At 63.0% G+C, this 25,535-nt stretch carries 27 protein-coding genes; 13 read left to right on the forward strand and 14 right to left on the reverse strand.

Features of this window, described 5'->3' with window-relative positions:
* The first annotated feature begins 2 nt into the window (after positions 1-2).
* Together surE and rimO are read left to right on the forward strand one after the other, a co-directional pair.
* Complete coding sequence (gene surE / locus VVT58_RS08120) at positions 3-767, forward strand: 5'/3'-nucleotidase SurE (RefSeq protein WP_066555675.1); 765 nt, start codon at positions 3-5, stop codon at positions 765-767.
* A 213-nt stretch (positions 768-980) separates the two neighbouring features.
* The gene (gene rimO, locus VVT58_RS08125; protein WP_327753444.1) at positions 981-2,363 is read left to right on the forward strand and encodes a 30S ribosomal protein S12 methylthiotransferase RimO; all 1,383 of its coding nucleotides are present in this window, start codon (positions 981-983) and stop codon (positions 2,361-2,363) included.
* 236 nt (positions 2,364-2,599) lie between these two features.
* Here the strand turns inward: rimO and VVT58_RS08130 are convergent, their stop codons facing one another.
* Complete coding sequence (locus VVT58_RS08130) at positions 2,600-3,445, reverse strand: DUF4163 domain-containing protein (protein WP_327753443.1); 846 nt, start codon at positions 3,443-3,445, stop codon at positions 2,600-2,602.
* A complete protein-coding gene (locus VVT58_RS08135; protein ID WP_087573131.1) occupies positions 3,445-3,648 on the reverse strand; it encodes a hypothetical protein in 204 nt (67 codons plus the stop codon). Before VVT58_RS08135 ends, VVT58_RS08130 begins: the two co-directional genes overlap by 1 nt.
* 141 nt (positions 3,649-3,789) lie before the next feature.
* Between VVT58_RS08135 and VVT58_RS08140 the strand changes: the two genes are divergently transcribed.
* From VVT58_RS08140 to argC, 4 genes are all read left to right on the forward strand, one after another.
* On the forward strand, positions 3,790-5,187 hold the full coding sequence (locus VVT58_RS08140) for a leucyl aminopeptidase family protein (protein ID WP_327753442.1): 1,398 nt from the start codon (positions 3,790-3,792) through the stop codon (positions 5,185-5,187).
* Between the two features lie 61 nt (positions 5,188-5,248).
* The gene (locus tag VVT58_RS08145) at positions 5,249-5,656 is read left to right on the forward strand and encodes a MarR family winged helix-turn-helix transcriptional regulator (RefSeq protein ID WP_066555668.1); all 408 of its coding nucleotides are present in this window, start codon (positions 5,249-5,251) and stop codon (positions 5,654-5,656) included.
* On the forward strand, positions 5,616-6,524 hold the full coding sequence (locus VVT58_RS08150; RefSeq protein ID WP_327753441.1) for an NlpC/P60 family protein: 909 nt from the start codon (positions 5,616-5,618) through the stop codon (positions 6,522-6,524). Before VVT58_RS08145 ends, VVT58_RS08150 begins: the two co-directional genes overlap by 41 nt.
* On the forward strand, positions 6,521-7,465 hold the full coding sequence (gene argC / locus VVT58_RS08155) for an N-acetyl-gamma-glutamyl-phosphate reductase (protein WP_327753440.1): 945 nt from the start codon (positions 6,521-6,523) through the stop codon (positions 7,463-7,465). Before VVT58_RS08150 ends, argC begins: the two co-directional genes overlap by 4 nt.
* A 76-nt stretch (positions 7,466-7,541) precedes the next feature.
* Here the strand turns inward: argC and VVT58_RS08160 are convergent, their stop codons facing one another.
* On the reverse strand, positions 7,542-7,745 hold the full coding sequence (locus tag VVT58_RS08160; protein WP_066561493.1) for a hypothetical protein: 204 nt from the start codon (positions 7,743-7,745) through the stop codon (positions 7,542-7,544).
* Between the two features lie 228 nt (positions 7,746-7,973).
* On the opposite strand from VVT58_RS08160, the gene VVT58_RS08165 reads away from it, so the two are divergent.
* Both VVT58_RS08165 and VVT58_RS08170 read left to right on the forward strand, forming a co-directional pair.
* On the forward strand, positions 7,974-8,147 hold the full coding sequence (locus VVT58_RS08165; protein WP_169576129.1) for a hypothetical protein: 174 nt from the start codon (positions 7,974-7,976) through the stop codon (positions 8,145-8,147).
* A 60-nt stretch (positions 8,148-8,207) separates the two neighbouring features.
* Positions 8,208-9,536, forward strand: a complete 1,329-nt coding sequence (locus VVT58_RS08170; RefSeq protein WP_327753438.1) for a sorbosone dehydrogenase family protein — start codon at positions 8,208-8,210, stop codon at positions 9,534-9,536.
* Positions 9,537-9,576: 40 nt separating this feature from the next.
* Here the strand turns inward: VVT58_RS08170 and VVT58_RS08175 are convergent, their stop codons facing one another.
* The gene (locus VVT58_RS08175; protein ID WP_327753437.1) at positions 9,577-10,395 is read right to left on the reverse strand and encodes an ATP-binding protein; all 819 of its coding nucleotides are present in this window, start codon (positions 10,393-10,395) and stop codon (positions 9,577-9,579) included.
* A gap of 110 nt (positions 10,396-10,505) precedes the next feature.
* Here VVT58_RS08175 and VVT58_RS08180 point away from each other — a divergent pair, with 110 nt between their 5' ends.
* A complete protein-coding gene (locus VVT58_RS08180) occupies positions 10,506-11,462 on the forward strand; it encodes an L-threonylcarbamoyladenylate synthase (RefSeq protein ID WP_327753436.1) in 957 nt (318 codons plus the stop codon).
* Positions 11,463-11,485: 23 nt separating this feature from the next.
* Here the strand turns inward: VVT58_RS08180 and VVT58_RS08185 are convergent, their stop codons facing one another.
* The 7 genes from VVT58_RS08185 to VVT58_RS08215 form a co-directional block, all read right to left on the reverse strand.
* The gene (locus VVT58_RS08185; RefSeq protein ID WP_327753435.1) at positions 11,486-11,752 is read right to left on the reverse strand and encodes a hypothetical protein; all 267 of its coding nucleotides are present in this window, start codon (positions 11,750-11,752) and stop codon (positions 11,486-11,488) included.
* A 75-nt stretch (positions 11,753-11,827) separates the two neighbouring features.
* Positions 11,828-12,361 (reverse strand): peptide-methionine (S)-S-oxide reductase MsrA, encoded by a 534-nt coding sequence (gene msrA, locus VVT58_RS08190; protein WP_327753434.1) that lies wholly within the window; start codon positions 12,359-12,361, stop codon positions 11,828-11,830.
* 55 nt (positions 12,362-12,416) lie between these two features.
* Positions 12,417-14,123: a long-chain fatty acid--CoA ligase gene (locus VVT58_RS08195; RefSeq protein ID WP_327753433.1), complete on the reverse strand. Its 1,707-nt coding sequence runs from the start codon at positions 14,121-14,123 to the stop codon at positions 12,417-12,419.
* Positions 14,124-14,262: 139 nt separating this feature from the next.
* Positions 14,263-14,946, reverse strand: coding sequence for a DUF1013 domain-containing protein (locus VVT58_RS08200; protein ID WP_327753712.1), 684 nt, complete (start codon positions 14,944-14,946; stop codon positions 14,263-14,265).
* Between the two features lie 125 nt (positions 14,947-15,071).
* Positions 15,072-16,100, reverse strand: a complete 1,029-nt coding sequence (locus tag VVT58_RS08205) for a glycosyltransferase family 1 protein (RefSeq protein WP_327753711.1) — start codon at positions 16,098-16,100, stop codon at positions 15,072-15,074.
* A gap of 29 nt (positions 16,101-16,129) precedes the next feature.
* On the reverse strand, positions 16,130-16,993 hold the full coding sequence (locus VVT58_RS08210; RefSeq protein WP_327753432.1) for a UDP-2,3-diacylglucosamine diphosphatase: 864 nt from the start codon (positions 16,991-16,993) through the stop codon (positions 16,130-16,132).
* 312 nt (positions 16,994-17,305) lie between these two features.
* A complete protein-coding gene (locus VVT58_RS08215) occupies positions 17,306-18,340 on the reverse strand; it encodes an NAD(P)H-quinone oxidoreductase (protein WP_327753431.1) in 1,035 nt (344 codons plus the stop codon).
* A 96-nt stretch (positions 18,341-18,436) separates the two neighbouring features.
* Between VVT58_RS08215 and VVT58_RS08220 the strand changes: the two genes are divergently transcribed.
* The 3 genes from VVT58_RS08220 to VVT58_RS08230 all read left to right on the forward strand — a co-directional run bounded on the left by VVT58_RS08220 (position 18,437) and on the right by VVT58_RS08230 (position 21,970).
* The gene (locus VVT58_RS08220; protein ID WP_327753710.1) at positions 18,437-18,634 is read left to right on the forward strand and encodes a DUF1192 domain-containing protein; all 198 of its coding nucleotides are present in this window, start codon (positions 18,437-18,439) and stop codon (positions 18,632-18,634) included.
* A 157-nt stretch (positions 18,635-18,791) separates the two neighbouring features.
* Entirely contained in the window at positions 18,792-21,110 is a 2,319-nt protein-coding gene (gene clpA, locus VVT58_RS08225; protein WP_066555647.1) for an ATP-dependent Clp protease ATP-binding subunit ClpA, read from the forward strand.
* Positions 21,111-21,337: 227 nt separating this feature from the next.
* Entirely contained in the window at positions 21,338-21,970 is a 633-nt protein-coding gene (locus VVT58_RS08230) for a glutathione S-transferase (protein WP_327753430.1), read from the forward strand.
* Positions 21,971-22,035: 65 nt separating this feature from the next.
* Here the strand turns inward: VVT58_RS08230 and VVT58_RS08235 are convergent, their stop codons facing one another.
* Positions 22,036-22,773, reverse strand: a complete 738-nt coding sequence (locus VVT58_RS08235) for a Bax inhibitor-1/YccA family protein (RefSeq protein WP_327753429.1) — start codon at positions 22,771-22,773, stop codon at positions 22,036-22,038.
* A gap of 120 nt (positions 22,774-22,893) precedes the next feature.
* Between VVT58_RS08235 and thpR the strand changes: the two genes are divergently transcribed.
* Positions 22,894-23,439 carry an RNA 2',3'-cyclic phosphodiesterase gene (gene thpR, locus VVT58_RS08240; RefSeq protein ID WP_327753428.1) on the forward strand — a complete coding sequence of 182 codons (546 nt, stop codon included), beginning with the start codon at positions 22,894-22,896 and terminating at the stop codon, positions 23,437-23,439.
* A 138-nt stretch (positions 23,440-23,577) separates the two neighbouring features.
* On the opposite strand, the gene VVT58_RS08245 is transcribed toward thpR, so the two are convergent.
* Entirely contained in the window at positions 23,578-24,129 is a 552-nt protein-coding gene (locus VVT58_RS08245; protein WP_327753427.1) for a superoxide dismutase family protein, read from the reverse strand.
* A 227-nt stretch (positions 24,130-24,356) separates the two neighbouring features.
* Positions 24,357-25,433: an OmpA family protein gene (locus tag VVT58_RS08250; protein ID WP_327753426.1), complete on the reverse strand. Its 1,077-nt coding sequence runs from the start codon at positions 25,431-25,433 to the stop codon at positions 24,357-24,359.
* Positions 25,434-25,535 lie beyond the last annotated feature (102 nt).

A 25,535-nucleotide genomic window follows, 5' to 3' on the forward strand; every position in this document is an offset into this window, starting at 1 on the left:
TCATGCGTATCCTGCTTACCAATGACGATGGGGTTGATGCTCCGGGCCTGACCGTGCTGGAGGAGATTGCGCGGACGATATCCGACGATATCTGGATCGTCGCGCCGAGCGAGGAGCAGTCGGGCGCGGGCCATAGTCTGACGCTCACGCGGCCGCTGCGCATCCGCCAGCATGGCGAGAAACATTATAGCGTGACAGGGACGCCGACCGACGCGGTGATGATGGCGGTCGGCCATCTGATGCAGGACGCAAAGCCCGATCTGGTGCTTTCCGGCGTCAACCGGGGGGCCAATCTGGCCGAGGATGTGACCTATTCGGGCACGGTTTCCGCCGCGATGGAAGGCGCGATTTCCGGGATCAAGTCGATTGCGCTCAGCCAGGTCTATGCGCGGGAGGGCATGGGCGATGCCGTGCCCTTCGCTGCGGCGCGGGCTTGGGGCGAGCGGGTGTTGCGGCCGCTGATCGCCATGCCGGCCAGTCCCCGGCTGCTGTTCAACGTCAATTTTCCGGCGATCGATCCGGAGGCGGTGAAGGGCATCCGCGTGGTTCGGCAAGGTTTCCATGATGTCGACCGGACGAAGATCATCCGGGGCACCGACCCGCGCGGTTATGACTATTATTGGTTTGGGCTCGGGAAAAGCGACTCCGTGCCCGAGGGGAGCGATCTGGCCGCCATTGCGGAGGGTTATGTGACGGTGACGCCGCTGCATTATGACCTGACGCAGGACAGCGCGATGGCGGCGACGGCGCAGGTCTTCGGGAATTAGCGTTGGCTGACGCGCGTTCCTAACCCAGTTCCTGCCCCTGACCGCCCAGGCAGCCTATTGCCGACTATACGACCGATCTGGCCGCGTCCGGCGGACGAGTGAAGCTCCAGACCGGCGACATCATCATCGAGATCGTGCAGGGGGATGCGGCCGGGGAATCCCGCAGCCTGGCTTGATTTCAGGTCCCCCGTGACATTGGGCGCAAAAATCCCTATGTGCGCGGCGATCATGGCAACCAAAATTCCCGAAGCGCCGAAGATCGGCATGGTGTCGCTGGGCTGTCCCAAGGCACTGGTCGACAGCGAGCGCATCCTGACCAAGCTGCGTTCCGACGGCTATCAAATGTCCGCCGACTATGCCGGCGCCGACGTCGTGCTGGTCAATACCTGCGGATTCCTCGATTCGGCCAAGGAAGAATCGCTGGAAGCCATTGGCGAGGCGATTGCGGAAAATGGCCGCGTCATCGTCACCGGCTGCATGGGCAATGAGGCGGAGTTGATCCGCGCCAAGTTCCCGCAGGTGCTGGCCGTTACCGGCGCGCATCAATATGAGGCGGTGGTGAACGCGGTGCATGAAGCATCGCCGCCAGTGCCAAACGCTTTCGTCGACCTGGTGCCGGAAGGCGGGCTCAAACTGACGCCGCGCCATTACAGCTATGTGAAGATTTCGGAGGGCTGCAACCATCGCTGCTCCTTCTGCATCATCCCCTCGCTGCGCGGCGATCTGGTGTCGCGGCGTGTCGATGCGGTGCTGCGCGAGGCGGAAAAGCTGGTGCATGCGGGAACGAAGGAACTGCTGATCATCAGCCAGGATACATCGGCTTACGGCGTCGATACCCGGCATGAGACGCGCCAGTGGAAGGGCCGCGAAGTTCGCGCCCATATGACCGATCTGGCGCGGGAACTGGGGCAACTCCGCACCGCGGAGGGCACGCCGCCTTGGGTCCGGCTGCACTATGTCTATCCCTATCCGCATGTGGATCAGGTCATCCCGCTGATGGCCGAGGGACTATTGACGCCCTATCTCGACATTCCGTTTCAGCATGCCGCGCCTTCGGTGCTAAAGGCGATGAAACGGCCTGCGAACGAAGCTAAAGTGCTGGACCGCATCCGCAAATGGCGGGACATCTACCCGGATATTGCAATCCGTTCCTCTTTCGTCGTGGGCTTCCCTGGCGAGACGGAGGCGGATTTCGATTATCTGCTGCAATGGCTGGATGAGGCGCAACTAGATCGCGTGGGCGCCTTCCGCTTCGAGCCGGTCGAGGGCGCCACCGCCAACGACCTGCCGGGCGCGGTGCCGGAAGAGGTCAAGGAAGAGCGCTATCAGCGGATCATGGAGAAGACCGCTGCGATCTCCGCCGCCAAGCTTGCCGCAAAAGTGGGGCGCGTGCTGCCGGTCATCATCGATGAGGTGGGCGAGGCTGATGAGGACGGCTCGGTCGGCGCCACCGCCCGCAGCCAGGCGGATGCGCCGGAGATCGACGGCAATGTCTTCCTGCGCGACGTGGGTGAAGGATTGGTGCCGGGCAGCATCCTCAACGCGCTGATCGAGGATGCGGATGAGCATGACCTTTTTGGGGTGCCGCAGGGCTAGGACGGATCGACATTCAGTTCTGGCGGCCTGCAAATGGCGGTTCTCCGCGCTTCCGGTGCTCACGTACTTTTAGTACGCTGCGCTCCGGGTCGCAGAAAACCACCATTTTCGTCACGCCATCTCCTGAATGTCGATCCGTCCTAGGCATTTCGTGTTCCTGCGAAGGCAGGAACCCAGTTCGAACGGAGGGACTGGGTTCCTGCCTTCGCAGGAACACGGTGCATTGCGGGGCAGCATCATTCTACTGCGACGAAAGCGTCCTGATACTCGGTCTTGATCGCCTTGCGCATTGCCGCGTCGACGGGCAGCGCAATGTCGTAGCTGCCCTCGGCATAGGGACCGGCGCTATAGGGGCCGATGACCACGGTGACGCCGTCGATCAGCTTGCCGTCCTTTGACGTGGGCACCAGCACCTGCTTCATCGGATCGATGCATTTGGTGAAGTCGTCATCATCGCTGCGCTTCACCGGCTCGCCCCTCTTTTCGGCCCGTGCCTTGTCGAGCGCCTCGCAGAAACGGTCGTGAATGGCGGCGGCAAAGGCGGTTGGCGATGTCATAAGCGCCTCCACCGCCGTTTCGCGCTTGCGGTCCTTGTCCCACAGCAGGGCGTCATAGCCGGTCATGCCATGGGCGCCGCCAGTATAGACATAGCTTTCCGATTCCAGCGCCAGAAAGCGTGGGGTGTCGGCGGTCACGGTCCAATGGGTTTCGAGGGCGTGGGCATGGAAGGGAAAGCCCGAAGCCTTGGCCGCCTTCTGATCTTCGCGCGCCATTTTCAACGCATCGGACTTATTGACCTTGAGAGTGTTGCCGAATTTTTCGACCAAAGCGGGAATCTGCGCCGCCTGGGCGGGATAGCCGTAGGCGAACTCCAGCAGATCGGTCTTTTCCTTCTGCTCGAACGGCTTGGCGGGCAGGGGCGGTTCAGGCTGGCCGGACATGCGGTTGGCGAAATTGCTGGCGACGACATCATTGCCGGTCCCCATCGCATTGTCCGCATCCTTGGCCGCCGAGCACGCGCCAAGCAACAGCCCCGCCACAAACAGCGGTCCCGCCTTTCCCCTCCCCTGGCCGCGCCGCATCAGTGGGTCTTGGTTGCCGCCATGCACCGTTCGCTGATCGCCTTGCGCGTATAACTGCTCTGGAGCGCGGCGCCCGCATTGGGCCAACCTTCCGCGATCAACGCCTGCTCCACCGCATGCGCTCCGTCGAAGCGCCCGCTTTCCGCCAGCGCATAGGCACGGGCGCGAAGAGCCTGGAGCCTGCCATCGTCGGTGTGCATCATCACATCTCTCCTTATTGTAGCTGCGTTCAATCTATGCCTGCGGACCGTCCAACGCAAATGATAGCGCGGTCGAAGGAGGCGCGGAGGCGACGAAAAATTGCGCTTTTCATCCCGCCCGCCTTTCTTCAAAACAGGTGCGTCATGACTGATTTTTCCGACCTGCTCAAAGCCGACAACAATCAACCCGCCCGATCGATCCGGATCGTCGATGCGCAAGGGCTGGAGGCGTGGCTCGCGAGCCAGCCGGAACGGGTGCGAACGCTGGTCGCGGCGCAGAAATTCAAGGGCAAGGCGCATGAACATGCCATTTTGCCCGGCGACGATCCGGCGGATTGGTCCGTCATCGCAGGAGTCGCATCCCGCGAAAAGCTGGGGCCATGGTGCCTTGCCAAACTGGCCGAAGCATTGCCCGAAGGCACCTACCGGCTGGCAGAGGGAATAGCGGGTCCGGCGATGCTGGGATGGCTGACCGCGCAATATCGCTTCGACCGCTATCGCAAGGAGGAGAATGGCTCCGGCGTCCGCGTGCTGCTGACCGGCGAGGTGGCGCAGATCGAGGCGGCGACGCGGCTGGCCGAAGCGGTGGCGTTGGTGCGCGATCTGGTCAACACGCCCGCCGCCGACATGGGGCCGGGCGATCTGGAAGCAGCGGCGCGCAGGGTGGCGGAACGCTTCGACGCCGAATGCAAGGTGACGAAGGGCGACGCGCTGGAGCAGGGCTTCCCCATGATTCACGCCGTCGGCAAGGCGGCGGACAAGAGCTTCGCGCCGCGCCTGATCGAATTGCGCTGGGGCGACCCCAAACATCCGAAAATCGCCATTGTCGGCAAAGGCATCTGCTTCGACAGCGGCGGGCTCGACATCAAGCCATCCTCGGCCATGCGCCTGATGAAGAAGGATATGGGCGGCGCGGCCCACGCGATGGCGCTGGCGCAGCTGATCATGGGCGCGCGGTTGCCGGTGAGATTGCACCTGCTGATCCCGGCGGCGGAGAACGCTGTCTCGGGCAATGCCTTCCGGCCCGGCGACATATTGCAGTCGCGCAAGGGGCTGACGGTCGAGATCGGCAATACCGATGCCGAAGGACGGCTGGTGCTGGGCGATGCGCTGACGCTGGCGGGCGAGGACAAGCCGGACCTCATCATCGACTATGCGACGCTGACCGGCGCGGCGCGAGTGGCGGTGGGGCCGGACCTGCCTGCTCTCTTCACCAACGACGATGCGCTGGCCGGGGAAATGGATGCCGCAGGCGGCGTGGTCGACGATCCGACCTGGCGCCTGCCGCTGTGGGACGGCTATGCCGAGATGCTGAAATCGGACGTGGCGGACATCAACAATGCGGGCGAAGGCGGCTTTGCGGGCGCGATCACGGCGGCCCTGTTCCTCAAGCGCTTCGTGCCGGAAAACACGCCTTGGGTGCATCTCGATACCTTCGCCTGGCGCCCCTCTTCGCGGCCGGGACGGCCCAAGGGCGGCGAAGCGCTGGGGCTGCGTGCGGCCTTTTACGTGCTGCAGGGGCGCTATGGCCATAAAAAGTAAAAAGAAAGCGGTTTTGGCGGGCCGTTACGCAACCGGATTGGCTATTATGCGTTAGGGGTGGATGGATGCCCAATCTGCACAGAATGAAGCCGCAGAATTGAACCGGCCCGGCCTCAAGCCGCTCGGCCAATGGATGCGCACGCTGGTCGATTATGTGCGGTCGGGCAAGCCTGATCTCACCAATCGGCAAATGGCCCTGATGCTGACAGTCTACATCGGCGCGGGTCCCCATACGGTGCGGGGACTCGCGGAGGCGCTGAACGTCTCCAAGCCGGTGATTACCCGCGCGCTCAACAAATTATCGGCGCTTGGTTATCTGCGCCGGGAACGGGACTCCACGGACCGGCGCAATATTTTCATCACCCGGACGCCAAAAGGGGCGGAATTTCTTGACGCCTTTCACCATTTCATCGCAGGAACCGGCCGCGATGAACGCCTCAACCTCTCCCACGCGGAACGCTCCGCCTGAACCTATCCGCTTCAAGCTGGATGGCCGGTCGGTCAAGCTCGACACGCGCATCCATGCGGCGCGCGGCGACCTCGCTGATCTGGCGCTCGCCGGGGTGCTGTTTTCCGCCCATTATGCCCGCGCGGTCGAACTGACCTGCGTGGCCGCCGGCGCTCCGGTGCTGGCCAGCGACACGCCCAAGGCGCAAGCGGTCAGCGAATTGTTGCGCGGCGAGAGCTTCCATGCGCTGGACGTGACGGCCGACTGGGCCTGGGGCTTTTGCGGGCATGACGGCTATGTCGGCTATGTCCGGCGGGAAGCGCTGGATGCGCGGGAAGTCGTCAACAGCCGGGTCATCACCGGCACCGCCCCGCTGTTCAGCACGGCCGACATCAAATCGCCCATTGCCGATTACTGGCCACGCGGCGCGCAATTCGCGGCGGAGGCGGAGGGCGATTTCTTCGCCTGCGCCGACGGCTATGTGCACAAGCGCCATGTCGCGGCGATCGACGCGCTCGAAAGCGATTGGGTCACGGCGGCAGAGCGCTATCTTGGCCAGCCCTATGTCTGGGGCGGGCGCGGCCATCGCGGCGTCGACTGTTCGGGGCTGGTGCAGGTTGCGCTCGGCCAGTGCGGGATCAAGGTGCCGCGCGACACCGATCTGCAGCGCGAAGGGATCGGTTCTCCGATCGCGCCCGACGCGCCGCTCCGACGAGGGGACTTCGTGTTTTTTCCGGGCCATGTCGGCATCATGACCGACGGCGACCATTTATTGCATGCCAACGCCTATTGGATGAGCGTGGTGATCGAGCCTCTGGCCGACGTCGTCGGACGGTTGGCGGCGGATCATGCGGAACCCATATCGGCGCGGCGGAGAATCGACACATGACACATCGGATTTTCATCGACGGCGGCGTCGGAACTACGGGTTTGGAAATAAACGAGCGGCTGGCGGGTCGCCCGGAATTGTCGATCATCACGCTGGACGAAGACAGGCGGAAGAATGCGGCGGCGCGCCGGGATGCGCTGAACGCGGCGGATATCGTTATCCTCTGCCTGCCTGACGATGCGGCGCGGGAGGCCGTGGCGCTGATCGACAACGACCGGACCCGGGTGATCGACGCGTCGACCGCGCATCGCGTGGCTGACGGCTGGACCTATGGCTTTGCCGAGCTGGAGCCAGGCCATCGGGAGAGGCTCGCCAATGCGCGCTTCGTCGCCAATCCCGGATGCTGGCCGACGGGGTTCCTGGCGCTGGTGCGGCCGCTGGTGTTGGCCGGGCTGCTGCCTGCCGACTGGCCGGTGACGGTATCGGGCGCCTCGGGCTATTCGGGCGGCGGCAAGTCGATGATAGCGGAATATGAGGGCGCAGAAGGCGCGCCGAGCGCTTTTCGGCCCTATGGGCTGGGGCTAGCGCATAAGCATGGGCCGGAAATGTTGCATTATTCGGGCTTGCAGCACCCTCCCCTGTTCGCGCCGGCCGTGGCGAACGCCTATCGCGGCATGATCGTCGAGGTGCCTTTGCAATTGCGGGCCATGCCAGGCGCGCCTTCGGTGGCGGATGTGCAAGAGGCGCTGGCCGCGGCTTATGCGGGGTCACCGATCGTCAGCGTGGCGTCGGCGGAGGAAAGCGCGGCCATGGGGCAGGTGCGGCTGGAGCATGTCGGCGCGACAGACCGGCTGGCCTTGTTCGTCTTTGGCAATGAAGCGACGGGTCAAGCGCGGCTGATCGCGGCGCTCGACAATCTGGGCAAGGGCGCGGCGGGGGCCGCGGTGCAGAATCTCAACATCCTCGCCGGGTTGCCGGAGACGGCCGGACTGCGGCTTTAGGCGCAATAGCGATCCACACCCCTTCCGTCATGCTGAACCTGTTCCGGCATGACGGGTGAGGGTCGGGCCAAATCGCTCAATGAATGGTGCCAAGCGGTCCCTCATGGGTGAGCAGCACGATGAGCCGCTCGATCTGCCGCCAGTGACAGAAGCGGATATGGTTGCCCACATCCCGGCTGCGGTCGGCGCGCGCCGCGGCCTCATAGCCCGCATTGTCACCGAACAGCGACATCAATTCAGCCGCGTCCTCATAGCTCTTTCGATCCGAAAGATATGGCATATTCATGACCTGCCCCCCCAAAGTCCCCACCCTGAACGGTAGGGGCAGCGGTTCAATCGCCATGCCAGTTCCGGCCATCGACGCGCGGGCGCGGCCTACAAGGGTGAACGGCGGGTTAGCCAAGTCCCGGCCTGACACAATCATCCCGTGGCGGGACAGGCCTGTCCCGAAACGGCGCAGACGGGAAAGCTCTGGCCATGCATCCCCGCCCGTGGCAAGGAACGGCCAATGACCAAGGCCAGAAAAGAACCGATCGGCGCAGGCGCCATTTTGGCGCTCACCATTTTGGGCGGCACAATCCTGGGTGGCCTGATGGGCCAGCCGAGCGCTGGCCTGTTGGCAGGCACGGCGCTGGGCATTGTGATCGCCGTCCTGCTGTGGCTGTTCGATCGGGGAAAATAGCTTCGCGCCGGGCACTTGCGCGCCTTGCCAGCATAAAGGGGCCAGCATAAACGGGGGACCATGAAGAAGCATCTGATCGCGCTCACCCTCCTCACCCTGGTCATTCTCGGCGGCCTTTTCTTCTACTTCGCGCAGGGGGATAAGGCACAGCTTCCCGTCGGCGCGGATGTGGGGAAGGAACCCGTCTTCACCAGCCCGCGCAGCGAAATGATCCCGACGATGAATGTCGCGGATGCCGTGCCGTGGAAGGGTGGCGAGAAGCCGGTCCCCGCAAAGGGGCTGAGCGTCGATCGCTTTGCCGATGGGCTGGACCATCCCCGCTCATTGCTGCGCCTGCCCAATGGCGATGTGCTGGTGGCGGAAACCAACAGTCCCACGCGGCCGACCGGCGGCATCGTCAACCGGGTGATGAACTATCTGATGGACAAGGCGGGGGCCGGCGTGCCGTCCGCGAACCGCATCACCCTGCTGCGCGACGCCGATGGCGACGGGCGGGCGGAGACGAAGACGGCTTTCCTGACGGGGCTGCATTCACCCTATGGCATGGCGCTGGTCGGTGACACGCTCTACGTCGCCAATACCGATGCGTTGATGGCCTTTCCGTACAAGGAAGGCGATACCAAGATCACCGCCAAGGGGCGCAAGATACTGAGCCTGCCGGCGCAGGCGCCCAACATGCATTGGACGCGCAGCCTGGTCGCCAGTCCACAGGGGCTGCTCTATGTCGGTGTCGGCTCCAACAGCAATATCGGGGAAAATGATCTGGAAACGGAGGCCAATCGCGCCGCCGTGCTGGAGATCAATCCCAATACCGGCGCCTATCGCATCTATGCTTCGGGCCTGCGCAATCCTGTGGGACTGGCTTTCGAGCCCAAGAGCGGCGCGCTGTGGGGCGTGGTGAATGAACGCGACATGCTGGGCAGCGATCTCGTCCCCGATTATCTGACGCGGGTGGAATTCGGCGCCTTCTATGGTTGGCCGTGGAATTATTGGGGTGGTTATGAAGACCGCCGGGTCCAGCCGCAAAGGCCGGAAATCCGCGAATATACCAAGCGGCCCGATTATTCGTTGGGCAATCATGTGGCGCCGCTGGGGCTCAGCTTTGCCGACAAGGTTTCGCTGGGCGCCCCCTATGGCAACGGCGCCTTCGTCGGGCTGCACGGCAGTTGGAACCGCAAGCCGATGTCAGGATATAAGGTCGTGTTCGTACCCTTTGGCGACAATGGCGAGGCGGGCAAGGCCAAGCCGGTCGACGTATTGACAGATTTTCTGGGGACCAAGGGTGAGGCCCATGGGCGGCCCGTGGACGTGACGGCGGATGCCAAGGGCGCGTTGCTGGTGAGCGACGATGTGGGCGGGGTCGTCTGGCGGGTGACGCGGAGCAATTGACAGGGGATATTCCTGCCAAGGCAGCAGCATCCTCCGGACGCTATATCGTCACCCCATTCCGTCCGGCCAGTTCCACCACATATTGCCAGGCGACGCGGCCTGAGCGGCTGCCGCGCTGGGTTGCCCATTGGATGGCATCCAGCGGCTCGAAACTGAGACCGAGACTGGCCGCATAGCCGCTGACGATGGCGACATAGGCGTCCTGATCGATCGCATGGAAACCCAGGCTGAGGCCGAAGCGGTCCGACAGCGCCATCTTGTCGTCCACCACGTCGCGTGGATTGACCGGGTCATCCTGTTCCGACAGGTGGCGCGGCACGATATGGCGGCGGTTGGACGTCACATAGAGCCGGACATTGGCCGGCCGCGCGGCAGTGCCGCCCTGCAATAACGAGCGCAGCGACCGGGCGTCGCCCACGCCATGTTCATCGAAGCCCAGATCGTCGAGGAACAGGATGAAGGGCCGCTGCGTGTCGCGCAGGATAGCGAAGAGTTGCGGCAGGCTGGCCAGTTCATCGATCGCGCATTGCAGCAGGGCGATGTCCTGTCCTTCGGCCTGGAGCTTGCCGACGACGGCCGCGACGACGGCGGACTTGCCGGTTCCCCGCGCACCCCATAGCAGCACGTCATGCGCGGCATGGCCCGCTGCATGGCGGCGGCTGTTTTCGAGCAGCGCCTCCTTCTGCGCGTCGATGCCGGTCAGCAGGGCGTAATCCACCGGCGCAAAGGCCTCCACCGGCCGGATCGTGGCGCCGTTCCACACATAGGCGGGCGCGGCGGCCAGATCGGGGGAGGAAGCGGGCGGCGGCGCGATCCGTTCCAGCGCTTCGGCAATGCGGGTCAGCAGGGCGTCGTTCATGGCCCCTCGCTTAGCCCTCCTCCGCTTGACGGGCAAGCGCGGCGCCAATGTCATTCTTCTGTAGTAATGGCCTTTTACTCCCGGAAGTCGGGGCTTATATCGCTGGGGTCGTGACCATCCCAAATCCAGTCTTTTCAACTCGCATGATCCGCTATGGCAGCGAAGCGCTGCGTGAGGCGGCGTTGCTGATCCGTGCCGGCGAGCCGGTCGCCGTCCCGACCGAGACGGTCTATGGCCTGGCGGCGGATGCCACGGATTCCAATGCGGTGGCCGCGATCTACACCGCCAAGGGACGGCCGAGCTTCAATCCGCTGATCGTGCATGTCGCGGACAGGGATATGGCCGGGCGTCTGGCGGATTTTTCGCCTGTGGCCGACAAGCTGGCGGCACGGTTCTGGCCCGGCGCGCTGACCATGGTTCTGCCGGTGCGCGCCGACAGCGGACTGTCCCCGCTGGTCATGGCGGGGCTGCCGACGGTGGCGCTGCGCCTGCCCGCGCATCCGGCGATGCGGGCGCTGATCAGGGAAAGCGGCCGGCCGCTCGCCGCGCCGTCCGCCAATCGCAGCGGGGCGATCAGCCCGACGCGGGCCGAACATGTGCTGGCGAGCCTCAACGGCAAGATCCGCATGATCCTGGATGAAGGGCCGACCAGCGAAGGGCTGGAATCGACCATCGTCGCGCCGGAAAGCGACTGCATCCGGCTGCTGCGGCCGGGCCCAGTCACGGCGGCGATGCTGGAGGAGGCGACCCGGCTATCGGTGGTGACGGGCGTGGACAATGCGAAGATCGAGGCGCCGGGGCAGTTGGAAAGCCATTATGCGCCATCCAAGCCTGTTCGGCTGAACGCTCTGAAGGCCGAGAAGGACGAATATCTGATCGGCTTCGGGCTGATGCCCTGTCATGTGAATTTAAGCCCCGACGCCGATATGCGGGAAGCTGCGGCGCATCTGTTCGCGGCGCTGCATATGGCGGATGCGAGTGCAGCGGAACGGATTGCGGTGGCGCCGATTCCGAATGAAGGGATCGGGGTGGCGATCAATGATCGGTTGCAGCGGGCGGCCGCTTAGAAATAACCCCTCATGCGGGAACTTCAGCCGCAATTATCATAACCCGCTTCCCGGCATTCGCGGCGGCGGCGCTCTTCCTCTTTCTTGCGTTCGCGGGCTTCGCGCGCTTCCTGCTTGCGCATCTTGCGGCCATAATTGCGGTCGGACTCTTCCTGGCTGGTGGTGCTCCAATCGACCACCTGGCTGCCCGCGCGCACCGGCGCCGTCACGATATTGGCGGCCGTCCGCGCAATGCAGCCCGGCAGGAGCAGCAACAAAGCCGGCGCGGCCATCAATCCCATCTTGGTCATATCTCTTCCCCGGCTTGTCTTCCCGACCAGCTTAGAGACGCTGGCGGCAAGGGCAAGCCGTGGGCGACGAACGGTTCAGGCTTCGATACGTTCGGCAAAGCCCTTGCGCAGCTTGGCCAGCTTGGGCGGGATCACCGCCATGCAATAGGGGTTCCGGTCCCCTACCCGTTCCCAATATTTCTGGTGATAATCCTCCGCCGGATACCAGGGGGCGTCCGGTTCGATGGCCGTGACGATCGGATTGGCCTGGTCCGCCTGGGCGCGTTCGATGCCAGCCCTCGCTTCCGCCGCCTGTTCGGGCGAATGGGGGAAGATGGCCGAACGATATTGCGTGCCGATGTCGTTCCCCTGACGGTTGAGCGTCGTCGGGTCATGGGTCGCGAAGAAAATGTCCAGCAGGTCGCCATAGCCGATGACCGTGGGATCATAGGTGATACGGATCGCCTCGGCATGACCGGTCGCACCCGTGCAAACCTGCTCATAGGTCGGGTCGGGCTGCATGCCGCCGATATAGCCGCTTTCCACGGTCTTCACGCCCTTCAGATTCTGATACACCGCCTCTGTGCACCAGAAGCAGCCGCCAGCCAGGGTTGCGATTTCTTCGGCCATATGCGTCCTTGTCCTTGCCCAACTGTCCTTGCGTCGACCGCACAGATAGGAAGGATCAGCCCGCGGTTCCAGTCTGCGGCGTTGCCGCCTCCGCCTTGGCACGCTCTTCGGCCACCAGTTCCTTGCGGGACAGCTTGCCGACCAGCGTCTTGGGCAGGTTGAGGCGCACCTCCACCTCGCACACCTTCTCATGCTTGCCCAGTTGCGGGTTCAACCAGTCCTTGAGCGCGGCGCCGTCGATGCCAAAGCCCTCCTGCAAGGTGACGAAGGCCTTCGGGCACTCGCCGCGATAATGGTCGGGAATGCCGATCACCAGCGCTTCCTTGACCGCCGGATGATGGTAGAGAATCTTCTCGACCTCGCTGGGAAAGACCTTGAACCCGCCCACGGCGATCATGTCCTTCAACCTGTCGACGATCTTCACATAGCCGTCCTCGTCGATCAGCCCGACATCGCCGGTGCGCAGCCAGCCGTCGACGAACACCTCCAGATCGGCGTCGGGCCGCTGCCAATAGCCCTTCATGATCTGCGGCCCGGCAAAGACCAGTTCGCCCGGTTCGCCTTCGGGGGGCGGACGGGTCGGATCCTCGCGGTCGACCAGCTTGACGCGGGTGCCGGGGACGGGCTGGCCCACCGTGCCGGACTTGTTGAGCCCCTCATAGGGGTTGGAACAGACGACGGGGCTGCTTTCGGTGAGGCCATAGCCCTCGACCAGCTTGGAGCCGGTCATCGCCTCGAACCGCTGCTTGACCTCCAGCGGCAAGGGCGCGCCGCCGGAAATGCAAAGGCGCAGGGAGGAGAAGTCGATATTCGGCGTGGCGGGATGATCCAGCAGCGCCTGATACATGGTCGGCACGCCGGGCAGCGACGTCGCCTTGGTCCGCTGGATCGCGGCGAGCACCTGGGTGCCCTCGAAACGCGGCAGCATCACCATCTCGCCGCCGTTCAGCACCGTGCGGTTGAGGACGCAGGTGTTGGCGAAGACATGGAAGAAGGGCAGCACCGCCAATATGCGGTCGGGCGCCTCGGGATGCGGGTCGATCAGGCGCACTTGCCGCGCATTGGCGGTCAGGTTCTGATGGGTCAGCATCGCGCCCTTAGGCCGGCCTGTGGTGCCGCCGGTATATTGCAGCAGGGCGATGTCCTGTTCCGGGTCGATCGCGACCGGCGTGGGGTTCTCGCCATGGCGCAGCAGGTCGGCATAATGGGTGATGCGCGGGTCGTGCGGGACCGCAGCGGTCTCCTTGCGCTTGAACAGGCGGAACAGCACCGATTTGGCGGGCGGCAGGACTTCCGCGACGCAGCCGACGACCAGTCGCTCAAGGCTGCTATTGTCCAGCACTTCCAGCGCCGTCGGCAACAGCGCCTTGGCCGAAAGGGTGAAAAGGATCTTGGTGCCGCTATCCTCGACCTGATGTTCCAGTTCGGCGGCGGTGTAGAGGGGGGAGTAATTGACGACCGTGGCCCCGGCCATCATCGCGCCATAATAAGCCGCGACATAATGAGGCACATTGGGCAGATAGAGTCCAACCCGGTCGCCCTTTTGGACGCCCAGATCCTGCAATCCCCTGGCGATCCGCCGGATGATATGGAACATCGCGTCATAGGTCGTCTTGCGACCCATGAAATCGATCATCACCGCATCGGGTTTGGCCGTGGCGCTGTTCGCCACCATGTCCACCATCGACAAGGGCGGGAATGTCTGTTCCCAGGCGGAGGGGTGATTATAGCGGGTTTTCCAGATATTTTCGCTGCTCTCCATTTGTACAGGTGTAAGTTACGCCTTCCCTTTACGCAAGCGTCAAGCACGACAAAAAGGGCCGCGCCTTGTGGTCAAGGCGCGGCCCTTTTGCATGGGCATCCGGTCGTCACTCCACCTCTGGCGGAATGACGTTACGGCATCAAACGTGACCCTTATTGTCGCTGAACGGATCAAGGATCTTCGCGGCGCCGGAAATGAAATCGGACTCGCTCTTGAGCGCCTCTTCCGCGCGGCGGGTGGCGTCCTCGCGCTCACGGCGCAGTTCGTTGATCAACGCCTCGCGGTCGCCGTCCAGACGCGAATCGGTGGGCGCTTCGATGCCCGCCTTCTTCGCCGCCTTCGTCACCAGCGCGTCCAGTTCCCGCTGCGAGCAGAGGCCAAGCGTCACCGGATCCTTGGGCACGATGTTGGAGATGTTCCAGTGGGTGCGGTCGCGGATCGCGGCGATGGTGGTGCGGGTGGTGCCGATCAGCTTGCCGATCGCGCCGTCCGAAATTTCGGGGTGGTTGCGCAAGATCCAGGCGATGCCATCGGGCTTATCCTGGCGCTTGCTGACGGGGGTGTAGCGCGGCCCCTTGGTCCGGCGGACCGGCTCCGGGCCTTTGAGCATCTTGAGCCGATAGTCCGGATTGGACTCGCCCTTGTGGATTTCCTCCATCGTGATTTCATGGGCGCGGACCGGATCGCGGCCGGTATATTTGGTGCCTGCGGTATCGTCGGCAATCGCCTGCACTTCCAGGATATGCAGCCCGCAAAACTCCGCAATCTGGTCGAAGCTCAGCGCGGTATTGTCGACCAGCCAACTGGCTGTCGCATGGGGCATGAGAGGCTGGGACACGGGAATTCTCCGGCATAAAACGGCGCTTAAAAACGACAAGGGCCGCCCAAGCAGGGCGGCCACGCCCGACCTGAGATAGTGCATCCTGCTCCGCCGGGCAAGGAAAAGCGTCAGGCGGCGCTGTCGAGCGCCTGGGGATCGATATTGTGTAGGCCTGTCAGAAATTCCTGCGCGCTGCGTTCCCAGCTAAAGCTCTGGCCATAGGCGGCGCAGATTTCGCGGTCGCAGAGGAGCGCGGCGGCGATGGCATGCTCCAGCCGGTCGGACAATGCGCCGGTTTCCGGGGTGACGATGTCGACAGGGCCGGTGACGGGATAGGCCGCCACCGGCGTGCCGCAAGCCAGCGCCTCGATCATGACCAGGCCGAAAGTATCGGTGCGGCTGGGAAAGACGAAGACATCGGCACCGGCATAAGCGCCAGCCAGATCGGTGCCGAACATCGGCCCCAGAAAATGCGCCTGCGGATAAGCTTTTTCCAGCATGGCGCGGGCCGGGCCGTCGCCCACCACGACCTTGGTGCCGGGATGGTCGCTGGCAAGGAAGGCTTCGAGATTCTTCTCGATCGCGACCCGCCCGACATAGAGCTGGATCGGACGCGGCAGGTCGGCAAAGACGGCGGGCGGCGTCGCTTGCGGCGTGAAGGCGGCAAGGTCCACTCCCCGGCCCCAGGCGCGCACCTGTGCCAGCCCATGGGCGCGGAGTTGCTGCCGCACCGAACGGGTCGACACCAGCACCGCTTCGGCGGGGCCATGGAACCAGCGGATATAGCGCCAGAACCAGGCTGCGGGCAGGCCGGTGCGCTGCGCCACATAGTCCGGGAAATGCGTGTGATAGGCGGTGGTGAAACGGATGCCGCTGCGCAGGCACCAGCGCCGCGCCGCGAGGCAGAGCGGACCTTCGGTCGCCAGATGGATCGCATCGGGACGAAAGGCCGCAATCATCTGGCCCATAATGGTCGACCGGACGAAGGCCAGACGGATTTCAGGATAGGTCGGACAGGGAATGGAGCCAAAGAGATCGGGCGAGATCACCTTCACCTCATGCCCCATCTTTTCCAGTTCCGCCTGCATGGTCTGGAGGGTCCGGACAACGCCGTTCACCTGCGGGCTCCAGGCGTCGGTAATGATGATGACACGCATGGGGGATGGGCGCATCGGCTCTCCTCCCGTCAGGCTGCGATCCGCGAGGGTTCTTCGGCGGTGCGCTTGGCGATCTCGTCGGCCCAGTGCAGCACTTCCATCCGGCCGTCGAAATGCTCGACCAAAGCTGTGCAGCCTTCCACCCAATCGCCGTCATTATAATATTCGACACCGGCGATCTCGCGGATTTCGGCATTGTGGATATGGCCGCAGACCACCCCGTCGACGCCGCGCGATCCGGCTTCATGCGCCACCACTTCCTCGAAGCGGGAGATGAACTCGACGGCATTCTTGACCTTGTGCTTGGCCATCTTGCTGAGCGACCAATAGGGCAGGCCCATGCGCTGACGCACCGCGTTCACGATGATATTGACGCGCATCAACATGGTGTAGGCGGCATCGCCGATGAAGGCGAGCCAGCGGTGCGCGAGCATGATCGTGTCGAATTCATCGCCATGCAGGACCAGCAGCTTGCGGCCATCAACCGTCTCATGGATCGCCTTGCGCCGGATTTCGACGCCGCCGAAGCTGAGGCCGGTGAACTGGCGGAACATCTCGTCATGATTGCCGGGGATGTAGACGACGCGGGTGCCGCGCTTGGCGCGCTTCATCACGCGCCACACCACATCATTATGCGCGGCGGGCCAATAAAAGCGCCTTTTAAGCCGCCAACCGTCGATGATGTCACCCACCAGATACATGGTGTCGCTATCGACGCTGTCGAGGAAGTCGATCAGCATCTTCGCGTTGCACCCGCGCGTGCCGAGGTGAATGTCCGAAATCCAGATCGTGCGATAGCGGCGACGCTTCCCTTCCCGCTCGGGAATGGCGAACTTGTCGTCGGCGCCATCGTCCAACTCCGCCAGGAAAGGCAGGCGTGTGATGACGTTCATGATACGACCCCTGAGCAGTTTCTCTCAGGAGCGAATCCATAGCCGGTCTATGTTACAACTCCGCAGCGAATGTGACGGAAATGCTACGATTTTGGCCAATTTCTGACGTGGGATATCCGTTCGGGCTGAGCCCTTCGTCTGCCTGCCAAGGCAGGCGCTCAGGATAAACTTGCCTTCGGCAAGTCGAAGCCCTCAGCCGAGCGGAGCGAGGCTCCCATGCTTCGCCTTCGCTCAGCAGAGCCCTTCGACAAGCTCAGGGCGAACGGAAACTGAAAGTCCGCTCCCACCCAAAGACAGACACGCCGCCACCCGTCAAACCGTCAACACGATCTTCCCGAAATGGTCGCCCGCATCCATGCGCGCATGGGCCTTTGCAGCTTCCGCCAGCGGAAAGCGGCTGTCTATCGCAGGCCGCAACTTGCCCTGTTCGATAAAGGTCCACACCACCCGCATCAGCTCATCCGCCACCAGGCTCTTGAACGCCACCGATCGCGGCCGCAGCGTCGATCCCGTCAGGGTCAGCCGCTTGCTCATGATCGTGGGAATGAAGACTTCCGTCTTGGCCCCGCTCATCACGGCGATGGATACATGGCGCCCATCTTCTGCCAGGCACTGGATATTGCGCGGAACATAGGCGCCGCCAACCATGTCCAGGACCGCCTGCACCCCCTGCCCGCCAGTGACCCGCTTGACCTCCTCGACATAATCCTGGGTGCGGTAATTGATCGCATGATCCGCGCCCCAGCCCTTGGCCTGCTCGCATTTTTCATCGCTGCCGCAGGTCACGATGATGGAAATGTCGAACAGCTTGCAGAGCGTGATCGCCATGGTGCCGATGCCGCTGGTGCCGCCATGGACCAGCACGGTGTCCCCTTCGACCACATAGGCGCGCTCGAACAGGTTGCTCCACACGGTGAACAGCGTCTCCGGCAGTGCCGCCGCCTCCACCAGATCATAATCGTCCGGCACAGGCAGGCATTGGCCCGCCGGCGCAACCGCATATTCGGCATAGCCCCCGCCCGGCAGCAGAGCGCAGACCCGGCGGCCGACAAGCTGCTCGGCGCTCCCGCCCGCAGCGACGATCACGCCCGAAACCTCCAGCCCCGGAATGTCCGAAGCGCCCGGCGGCGGCGGATATTTTCCCTGGCGCTGCATCACGTCCGGGCGATTGATCCCGGCCGCCGCGACCTTGATCAGCACTTCATCGGGGCCGGGCACGGGAACCGGCCGCCGCTCCGGCGCCAGCGCATCCGGTCCGCCCGGAACCTTTATGCCGATCGCCGTCATTTCGCTCGGCACTGTTTCGTTCGGCACTGTTTCGTTCGGCACTGGGCCTTCGATAGCCATTGCTGCCCCCGCGGCAAATGTTGCACCGCACCTAAATCGACGGGCGGAATGAAGGCCTTATTGACAGACTGGTCCGCAGGGTCAACATTGCACGACATGGACATGGATAACGATCTGCCGAGAAAGGCTGATGATCCGCTGGCCCAACTGCTCCGACAGGATCTGGGCCCACTTTCCGTGGCCGATCTGGAAGCGCGCATCATAGCGCTGGAGGGCGAAATCGCCCGAATCCGATCAAAAATTGAAAGCGCCGTTAACCACAAAGCAAGTGCTGAGGCGTTATTCAAGCGATGAACCCGCGCCCCGCCCTCTGCGGCCTTGCCAAAGGCTCCACCGGGCACGGGCAGTCTGGCAATTCCGGCGGTCGAGATGCCCATCTTGATCCGCCGTCGAGCAATGCCGACATATGGTTCAAGTACAGCCCCTCTTTGGGGTCAGGAGTATAAAAGACATGCCATCTTTCGCACCCGCCCTTGAAACCACCCTGCATAATGCGCTGACCCACGCTTCAGAGCGTCGTCACGAATATGCGACGCTGGAGCATCTGCTGCTCGCGCTGATCGACGATGAACATGCGTCGAAGGTGATGCAGGCCTGCGGCGTGGAACTTGGCGAGTTGAGCGACGCCGTGACGCAATATCTCGACTCCGAACTGGACAGCCTGAAGGTCGAAGGGGCCAGCGACCCCTCCCCCACCAGCGGCTTCCAGCGGGTGGTCCAGCGCGCGATCCTGCACGTCCAATCCTCCGGCAAAGATGAAGTGACGGGCGCCAACGTCCTCGTCGCGCTCTTTTCCGAGCGGGAAAGCTATGCCGTATACTTCCTCCAGCAGCAGGACATGAGCCGCCTGGATGCGGTCAGCTACATCAGCCACGGCGTCGGCAAGGGCACGGCCATCCCTGAGCAGCGCGAGACCAAGGGCGCTCAGGAAGAGGAAAAGAAGGTGCAGGACAGCAAGGGCAAGAAGGACAGTGCCTTGGAGCAGTTCACCGTCAACCTCAATGAAAAGGCGGCGCGGGGCAAGGTTGACCCGCTGATCGGCCGCGCATCCGAAGTCGACCGGACGATCCAGATCCTCTGCCGGCGGTCGAAGAACAACCCGCTTTATGTGGGCGATCCGGGCGTGGGTAAGACCGCCATCGCGGAAGGTCTGGCACGCAAGATCGTCGAGGGCGAGGTTCCCGATGTCCTGAAGGAAGCGGTGATCTACTCGCTCGACATGGGGGCGCTGCTGGCCGGCACCCGCTATCGCGGCGATTTCGAGGAACGGCTGAAAGCGGTCGTGACCGAGCTGGAAAAAATGCCCCACGCGGTTCTCTTCATCGATGAGATCCACACCGTCATCGGCGCGGGCGCTACCTCTGGCGGCGCGATGGATGCATCGAACCTGCTGAAACCCGCCCTGTCGGGCGGCACGATCCGCTGCATCGGCTCGACCACCTACAAGGAGTTCCGCAACCATTTCGAGAAGGACCGCGCTCTGTTGCGCCGGTTCCAGAAGATCGACGTCAACGAACCCACGATCGAGGACACGATCAAGATTCTCGCCGGGCTGCGCAGCGCCTTCGAGGAGCATCACAACGTCAAATACACCCCCGACGCGATCAAGGCGGCAGTGGAACTGTCGGCGCGCTACATCAATGACCGCAAGCTGCCCGACAAGGCAATCGACGTGATCGACGAGGTCGGCGCAATGCAGATGCTGGTCGTGCCCAGCAAGCGCAAGAAGACGATCACCCCCAAGGAGATCGAACAGGTCATCGCGACCATGGCTCGCATCCCTCCCAAGACCGTCTCGGCGGACGACAAATCGGTGCTGGAAACGCTCGACACGGATTTGAAGCGCGTCGTCTTCGGCCAGAACCGGGCAATCGAAGTCCTGTCCAGCGCGATCAAGCTGTCACGGGCGGGCCTGCGCGATCCGGACAAGCCGATCGGCAACTATCTCTTCTCCGGCCCTACCGGCGTCGGCAAGACGGAGGTCGCGCGTCAGCTCGCCCATCTGCTCGGCATCCCGCTCCAGCGGTTCGACATGTCGGAATATATGGAACGGCACTCGGTCAGCCGCCTGATCGGCGCGCCTCCGGGCTATGTCGGCTATGACCAGGGCGGCCTGCTGACCGATGCGGTCGACCAGAATCCGCACTGCGTACTGCTGCTCGATGAGGTCGAAAAGGCTCACCCTGACCTGTTCAACATATTGTTGCAGGTGATGGACAATGGCCGCCTGACCGATCACCATGGCAAGTCGGTGGATTTCCGCAACACCATCCTCATCATGACCACCAATGCCGGTGCATCGGACATGGCGAAGGAGAGCATCGGCTTTGGCGAGTTCACCCGCGAGGATGTGCAGGAAGATGCGGTGAAGAAGCTCTTCACCCCCGAATTCCGCAACCGCCTCGATGCGATCGTGCCCTTCGGCTATCTGCCGCCGGAAATCGTGGCGCGGGTCATCGACAAGTTCGTGCTCCAGCTCGAACTGCAACTGGCCGACCGCGACGTCCACATCACCCTGGACGACGAGGCCAAGGCCTGGCTCACCAAGCGCGGCTATGACAAGCTCTATGGTGCGCGTCCGATGGGCCGCCTGATGCAGGAGAAGATCAAGCAGCCGCTGGCCGAGGAACTGCTGTTCGGTAAGCTCGTCCATGGCGGCGAGGTCCATGTCCGGTTGAAGGACGACGCCCTCGCCTTCGAAATCACCCCGGCGGCTCCCAAAAAGGGCAAGAAGGGTAGCAAGGCGAAGCCTGCGGAATCCACGAAATAAGCCTGGCGCATCCAGCGGTAACGAATGATCAAGAGCGGCCCATAGCATAGGGTCGCCCTTGTCATATGAGGCTACTGGACGGACCGGGATGGCCTGATCCAGACCAAGGCTATCCTGATCTTCGGCCCTCTCCAGTTCCGTGACCCCTTCATGCCCACGCAAAAGCTTTGCGGATCACTCCCCAAAGGGCACAAAAGGCGCCAGAGGCCAATAGCGGGAGAGTCGTGATGCCAAATGCAATCACCTTCTACACCAACCCCATGTCGCGCGGGCAGATCGTCCGCTGGATGCTGGAGGAAGTCGGCCAGCCCTATGAGATGGTGGTGCTGGACTATGGCGAGAACGGCATGAAGTCCGCCAATTATCTGGCGATCAACCCCATGGGCAAGGTTCCGGCTATCGTCCATGCCGGCAAAGTGGTGACGGAATGCGCCGCCATCTGCGCCTATCTGGCGGACGCTTTCCCTGCCGCAGGCCTTGCGCCCTCCACGGGCAACCGTGCCGACTATTATCGCTGGCTCTTCTTCGCGGCGGGGCCGGTCGAGGCCGCCATCACCAACAAGGCACTCGGCTTTGTCGTTCCCGAAGGCCGCGAGCGCATGGCGGGCTATGGCACATTCGACCACGCGATCGATGCTCTGGAAAGCGCCGTTTCCGGCCCAGCCTGGATTTGCGGCGATCAGTTCACCGCCGCCGACGTCTATGTCGGCGCGCAGGTCGATTGGGGTCTCAGCTTCGGCACGATCCCCAGCCGTCCGGCCTTCGAAGCCTATGCCGCCCGCCTGCGGGAACGCCCGGCTTATAAGCGGCAGAAGGAACTGGACAACGCCCTGATCGCGGAAATGCAGAAACCGGCCTGAAGCAAAAGGCCCGGCGGATCGCTCCGCCGGGCCTTTCCCTGTCTTGGCATAGACTGTCTTCAGTTTCAGTTGCGCTGGCTGCCCATGAAGCGCAGCAGGAACAGGAACATGTTGATGAAGTCGAGATAGAGGTTCAGCGCGCCCATCACCACCGACTTGCCCATCATGTCCGTACCCGCGACTTGGGCATAGATGCTCTTGATCTTCTGCGTGTCATAAGCCGTCAGGCCCGCGAACAGCAGTACGCCGATGAAGCTGATCACCAGATTCATCGCGCTCGACCGGAAGAACAGGTTGATGAGGCTGGCGACCAGCAGACCGACGACACCCATGATGAGGAAGGTGCCGAGACCCGAAAGGTCACGCTTCGTCGTATAACCCCAGAGGCTGAGGCCCGCAAAAGCCGCCGCCGTCGCGAAGAAGGTCTGCGCGACCGAGGTGCCGGTATAGACGAGCAGGATGGACGAGAGCGACAGCCCCATCACCGCGGCATAGGCCCAGAACATCGCCTGCATCGCGAAAGTCGACAAGCGGTTGATGCCAAAGCTCATGGTCATCACGAACAGCAATGGCGCGAACATGATGACATATTTCAGGATGCCGGGCCCAGCCAGGATCTGATAGGCAAGGCCGCTCGACGCGAACAGCATCGCGACCAGACCGGTCAGCAGCACGCCGCTCGCCATATAATTGTAGACCGACAGCATATAACTGCGCAGGCCAGCGTCGAACGCCTCCCCGCGCGCAACGGTCGTGCCGCCAAAACCCGCAACGTCGGAACGCGGATCGGACCAATTGGCCATGAGATAATCTCCTTCACCGGCATCAGTGCGGCCGGCCCCCTCATTATCGGCTCATCGCGCCCTCAATTCAAGCACAGAGCGCAACCTGACTTATCGCGGCAGAACAGCTATAGAAAGATCATGCATCGCCTGTTCGTCGCCATCCGCCCGCCAGCCGATATCCGCAACGGACTGCTCGCCCTGATGAGCGGCATCATGGGTGCGCGCTGGCAGCATGACGACCAGTTGCACCTCACCCTGCGCTTCGTGGGCGAAGTGGACCGTCACCGGACCAATGATCTGATCGACGCGCTCGGCAATATCCGCTTTTCACCGTTCGAGGTCGCCCTTGGCGGCATCGGCTGTTTCGACCGCAAGGGCCAAATCCATACACTCTGGGCGGGCGTACAGCCACGCGATGCTCTCGCCCAGCTTCATCAGAAGGTCGACCGCGCCTGTATCCATACCGGCCTCTCACCGGACAATCGAAGCTATTTCCCTCATGTCACCTTGGCCCGTTTCGGCCGGACAGCCGGTCCCATGGAGACGTTCATGGCCCTCCATGCCGCTTTTGCAAGCGCGCCCTTCACCGTCGATGCATTCGCCCTGTATGAAAGCCATCTCGGCCAGGCAGGTTCGACCTATCATGTGATCGAACGCTATCGGGCCGATATTCAGACGCCGTAGGGCCAATCGACATTCAACCGATCCCGGACGGAGTCCCTTCGCCTCCTTCCAGCCTGCAAAGCAGTGAATCAAGGCGCGTGACTCGCTTCAATGTCTATGCCTCGGCGGGCGCGACATTCAGCCGCGCCCCCGCATAGGTTATCCCGCCGACCATATGCCGCAAGCAACGCGCCCACCGGCATTGCCCGCAGGATCGGTCTTGTTGTCATCGGCCTGCGCATGGATGACGACCGCCGCGCCATCGCTATCCAGCAAGGGCGTTGCTCCCCCACTGATGGTTCCGCCCGGAATGACATATTCCATCTCGCCCGCGCCATCCGCGCCAGCAATCATGTTGGGCATATCGCCCATATGCATGCCATCCGGATTATCCTTCCCATGCTTATGTCCTGTCGGATTCCAATGACCACCCGCACTTGCAAAGTCGGGCGGCGTACAGGCTCCGGTGGTATGGACATGCACGGCATGCATGCCCGGCGTCAGCCCTTGCGCGTGTACGACGACATGCAGGCCATCTGCCGCCTGCGTCACCATAGCCTCACCTCGCGCGGATCCATCCGCCGCGAGCAGCTTCGCGTGGGCCATCGGCGCAGCAGCATCAGCGGCAGGCGCCTTCGCGGACGAACCAGTGACACAGCCCGACACCAGGACAGCCATCGGCAATGCCCAGAGGATTGCGGCAATTTTCATGATGAACAAACTCCCGAGAAGAATGCTGCGAGGCGAACGCCGCATGACGGCTTTTTGTTGCCCAAGCGATCCAAAATGTCATTCGCTTTCCGACTTTCGCGCTGAATAACCCAGTCGCAAATCAGCCGGAACGGCGACCCAGCCATATAAATGAGAGCCGCATAGAAAAAGGGGCCGGTCTTCCGACCAGCCCCTCAATCCTCTTCCATCCCGAAGGACGGAAAATCTTACTGACCCGAACCCGGACCGTAGGTGATTTCCACGCGACGGTTCTGCAGTTCGCGAACGCCGTCGGCGGTTTCGACGCGGGGGTTCGATTCACCGAACGCCTGGGTCGTGATCACGCCATCAGGGATGCCCTTCGACGAGATGTAAGCCTTGACGCCGTCAGCACGACGCTGCGACAGACCGACGTTGTACGAGGACGAACCCGAACGGTCCGCATAGCCCGCCAGCATGACCTGGGCGCTGCCGCAGTTGCTGTAGGCCGAAACCGCGTTGTCCAAGATGGTGGCAGCGTCAGGCGTGATGTCCGACTTGTCCCATTCGAAGAAGACGATGTACGGCCCAGGGCTGCACTCAGCCACCGGAGGAGGAGGCGGAGGAGGCGGGGGCGGGGGCGGCGGCGGCGGCGGCGGAGGCGGCGGCGGAGCAGCCGGTTCACCACCGAAGTTGTAGGTCAGACCCAGCAGCAGGCTGTGGGTGCGCAGCTTGGTGTCAACCGACGAACCGGCGGGGCCACCGATGGTGGTGTAGGCCGGGACCAGCTTGATATCGTCCTGGTTGAAGAAGCGATACTTCAGCGAGACGTCGACATGGTTGGTCAGCGGATAGCGAACGCCCGCGATCGCCTGCCAGGCGAAGCCGGTGTCGGAATCGTTGACAGTGTCATTGGCCAGCTTGCCGCGCGAGACGCCGACACCGCCGCCGACGAAGCCCTGCAGGCCGTCATCGGGACCGAAGTCCAGCAAACCGTTCAGCATGAAGGACAGGGCCGAAGCCGCGCCGCCGAAGCCGCTCTTGTCCAGATCGACCTTGGCGCGCTTGTAAGCGGCCTCGGCTTCCAGACGGAAACCGCCGAAGTCATAGCCGATATTGGCATCGCCATCCCAGCCCTTGTGGTAGTCCACACCGGCAAGCGTGTTGCTGGCGGCACCGCCATTACCGGGGGTGAAAGTGATGTCCTGATCTTCGACGAGCACAACGCCGGAGTCGATACCGACATACCAGCTATTGTCACGCGCCAGAGCCGGGGTGGCCAAGGCGCTGGTCGCAAGCACAGCCGCGAGGGCAAGCTTCCGCATCTGAATTCCCCTTTCAAAATTGTCACGAAGGACTGCTGAAACCCTGTATCGGCTAGAAAGTTTCATGGCAAGTCCACAATTGGTAAAACTGTTGCAAAAATA

This window comes from Sphingobium sp. SJ10-10 (assembly GCF_036038995.2).
Classification (GTDB): domain Bacteria; phylum Pseudomonadota; class Alphaproteobacteria; order Sphingomonadales; family Sphingomonadaceae; genus Sphingobium.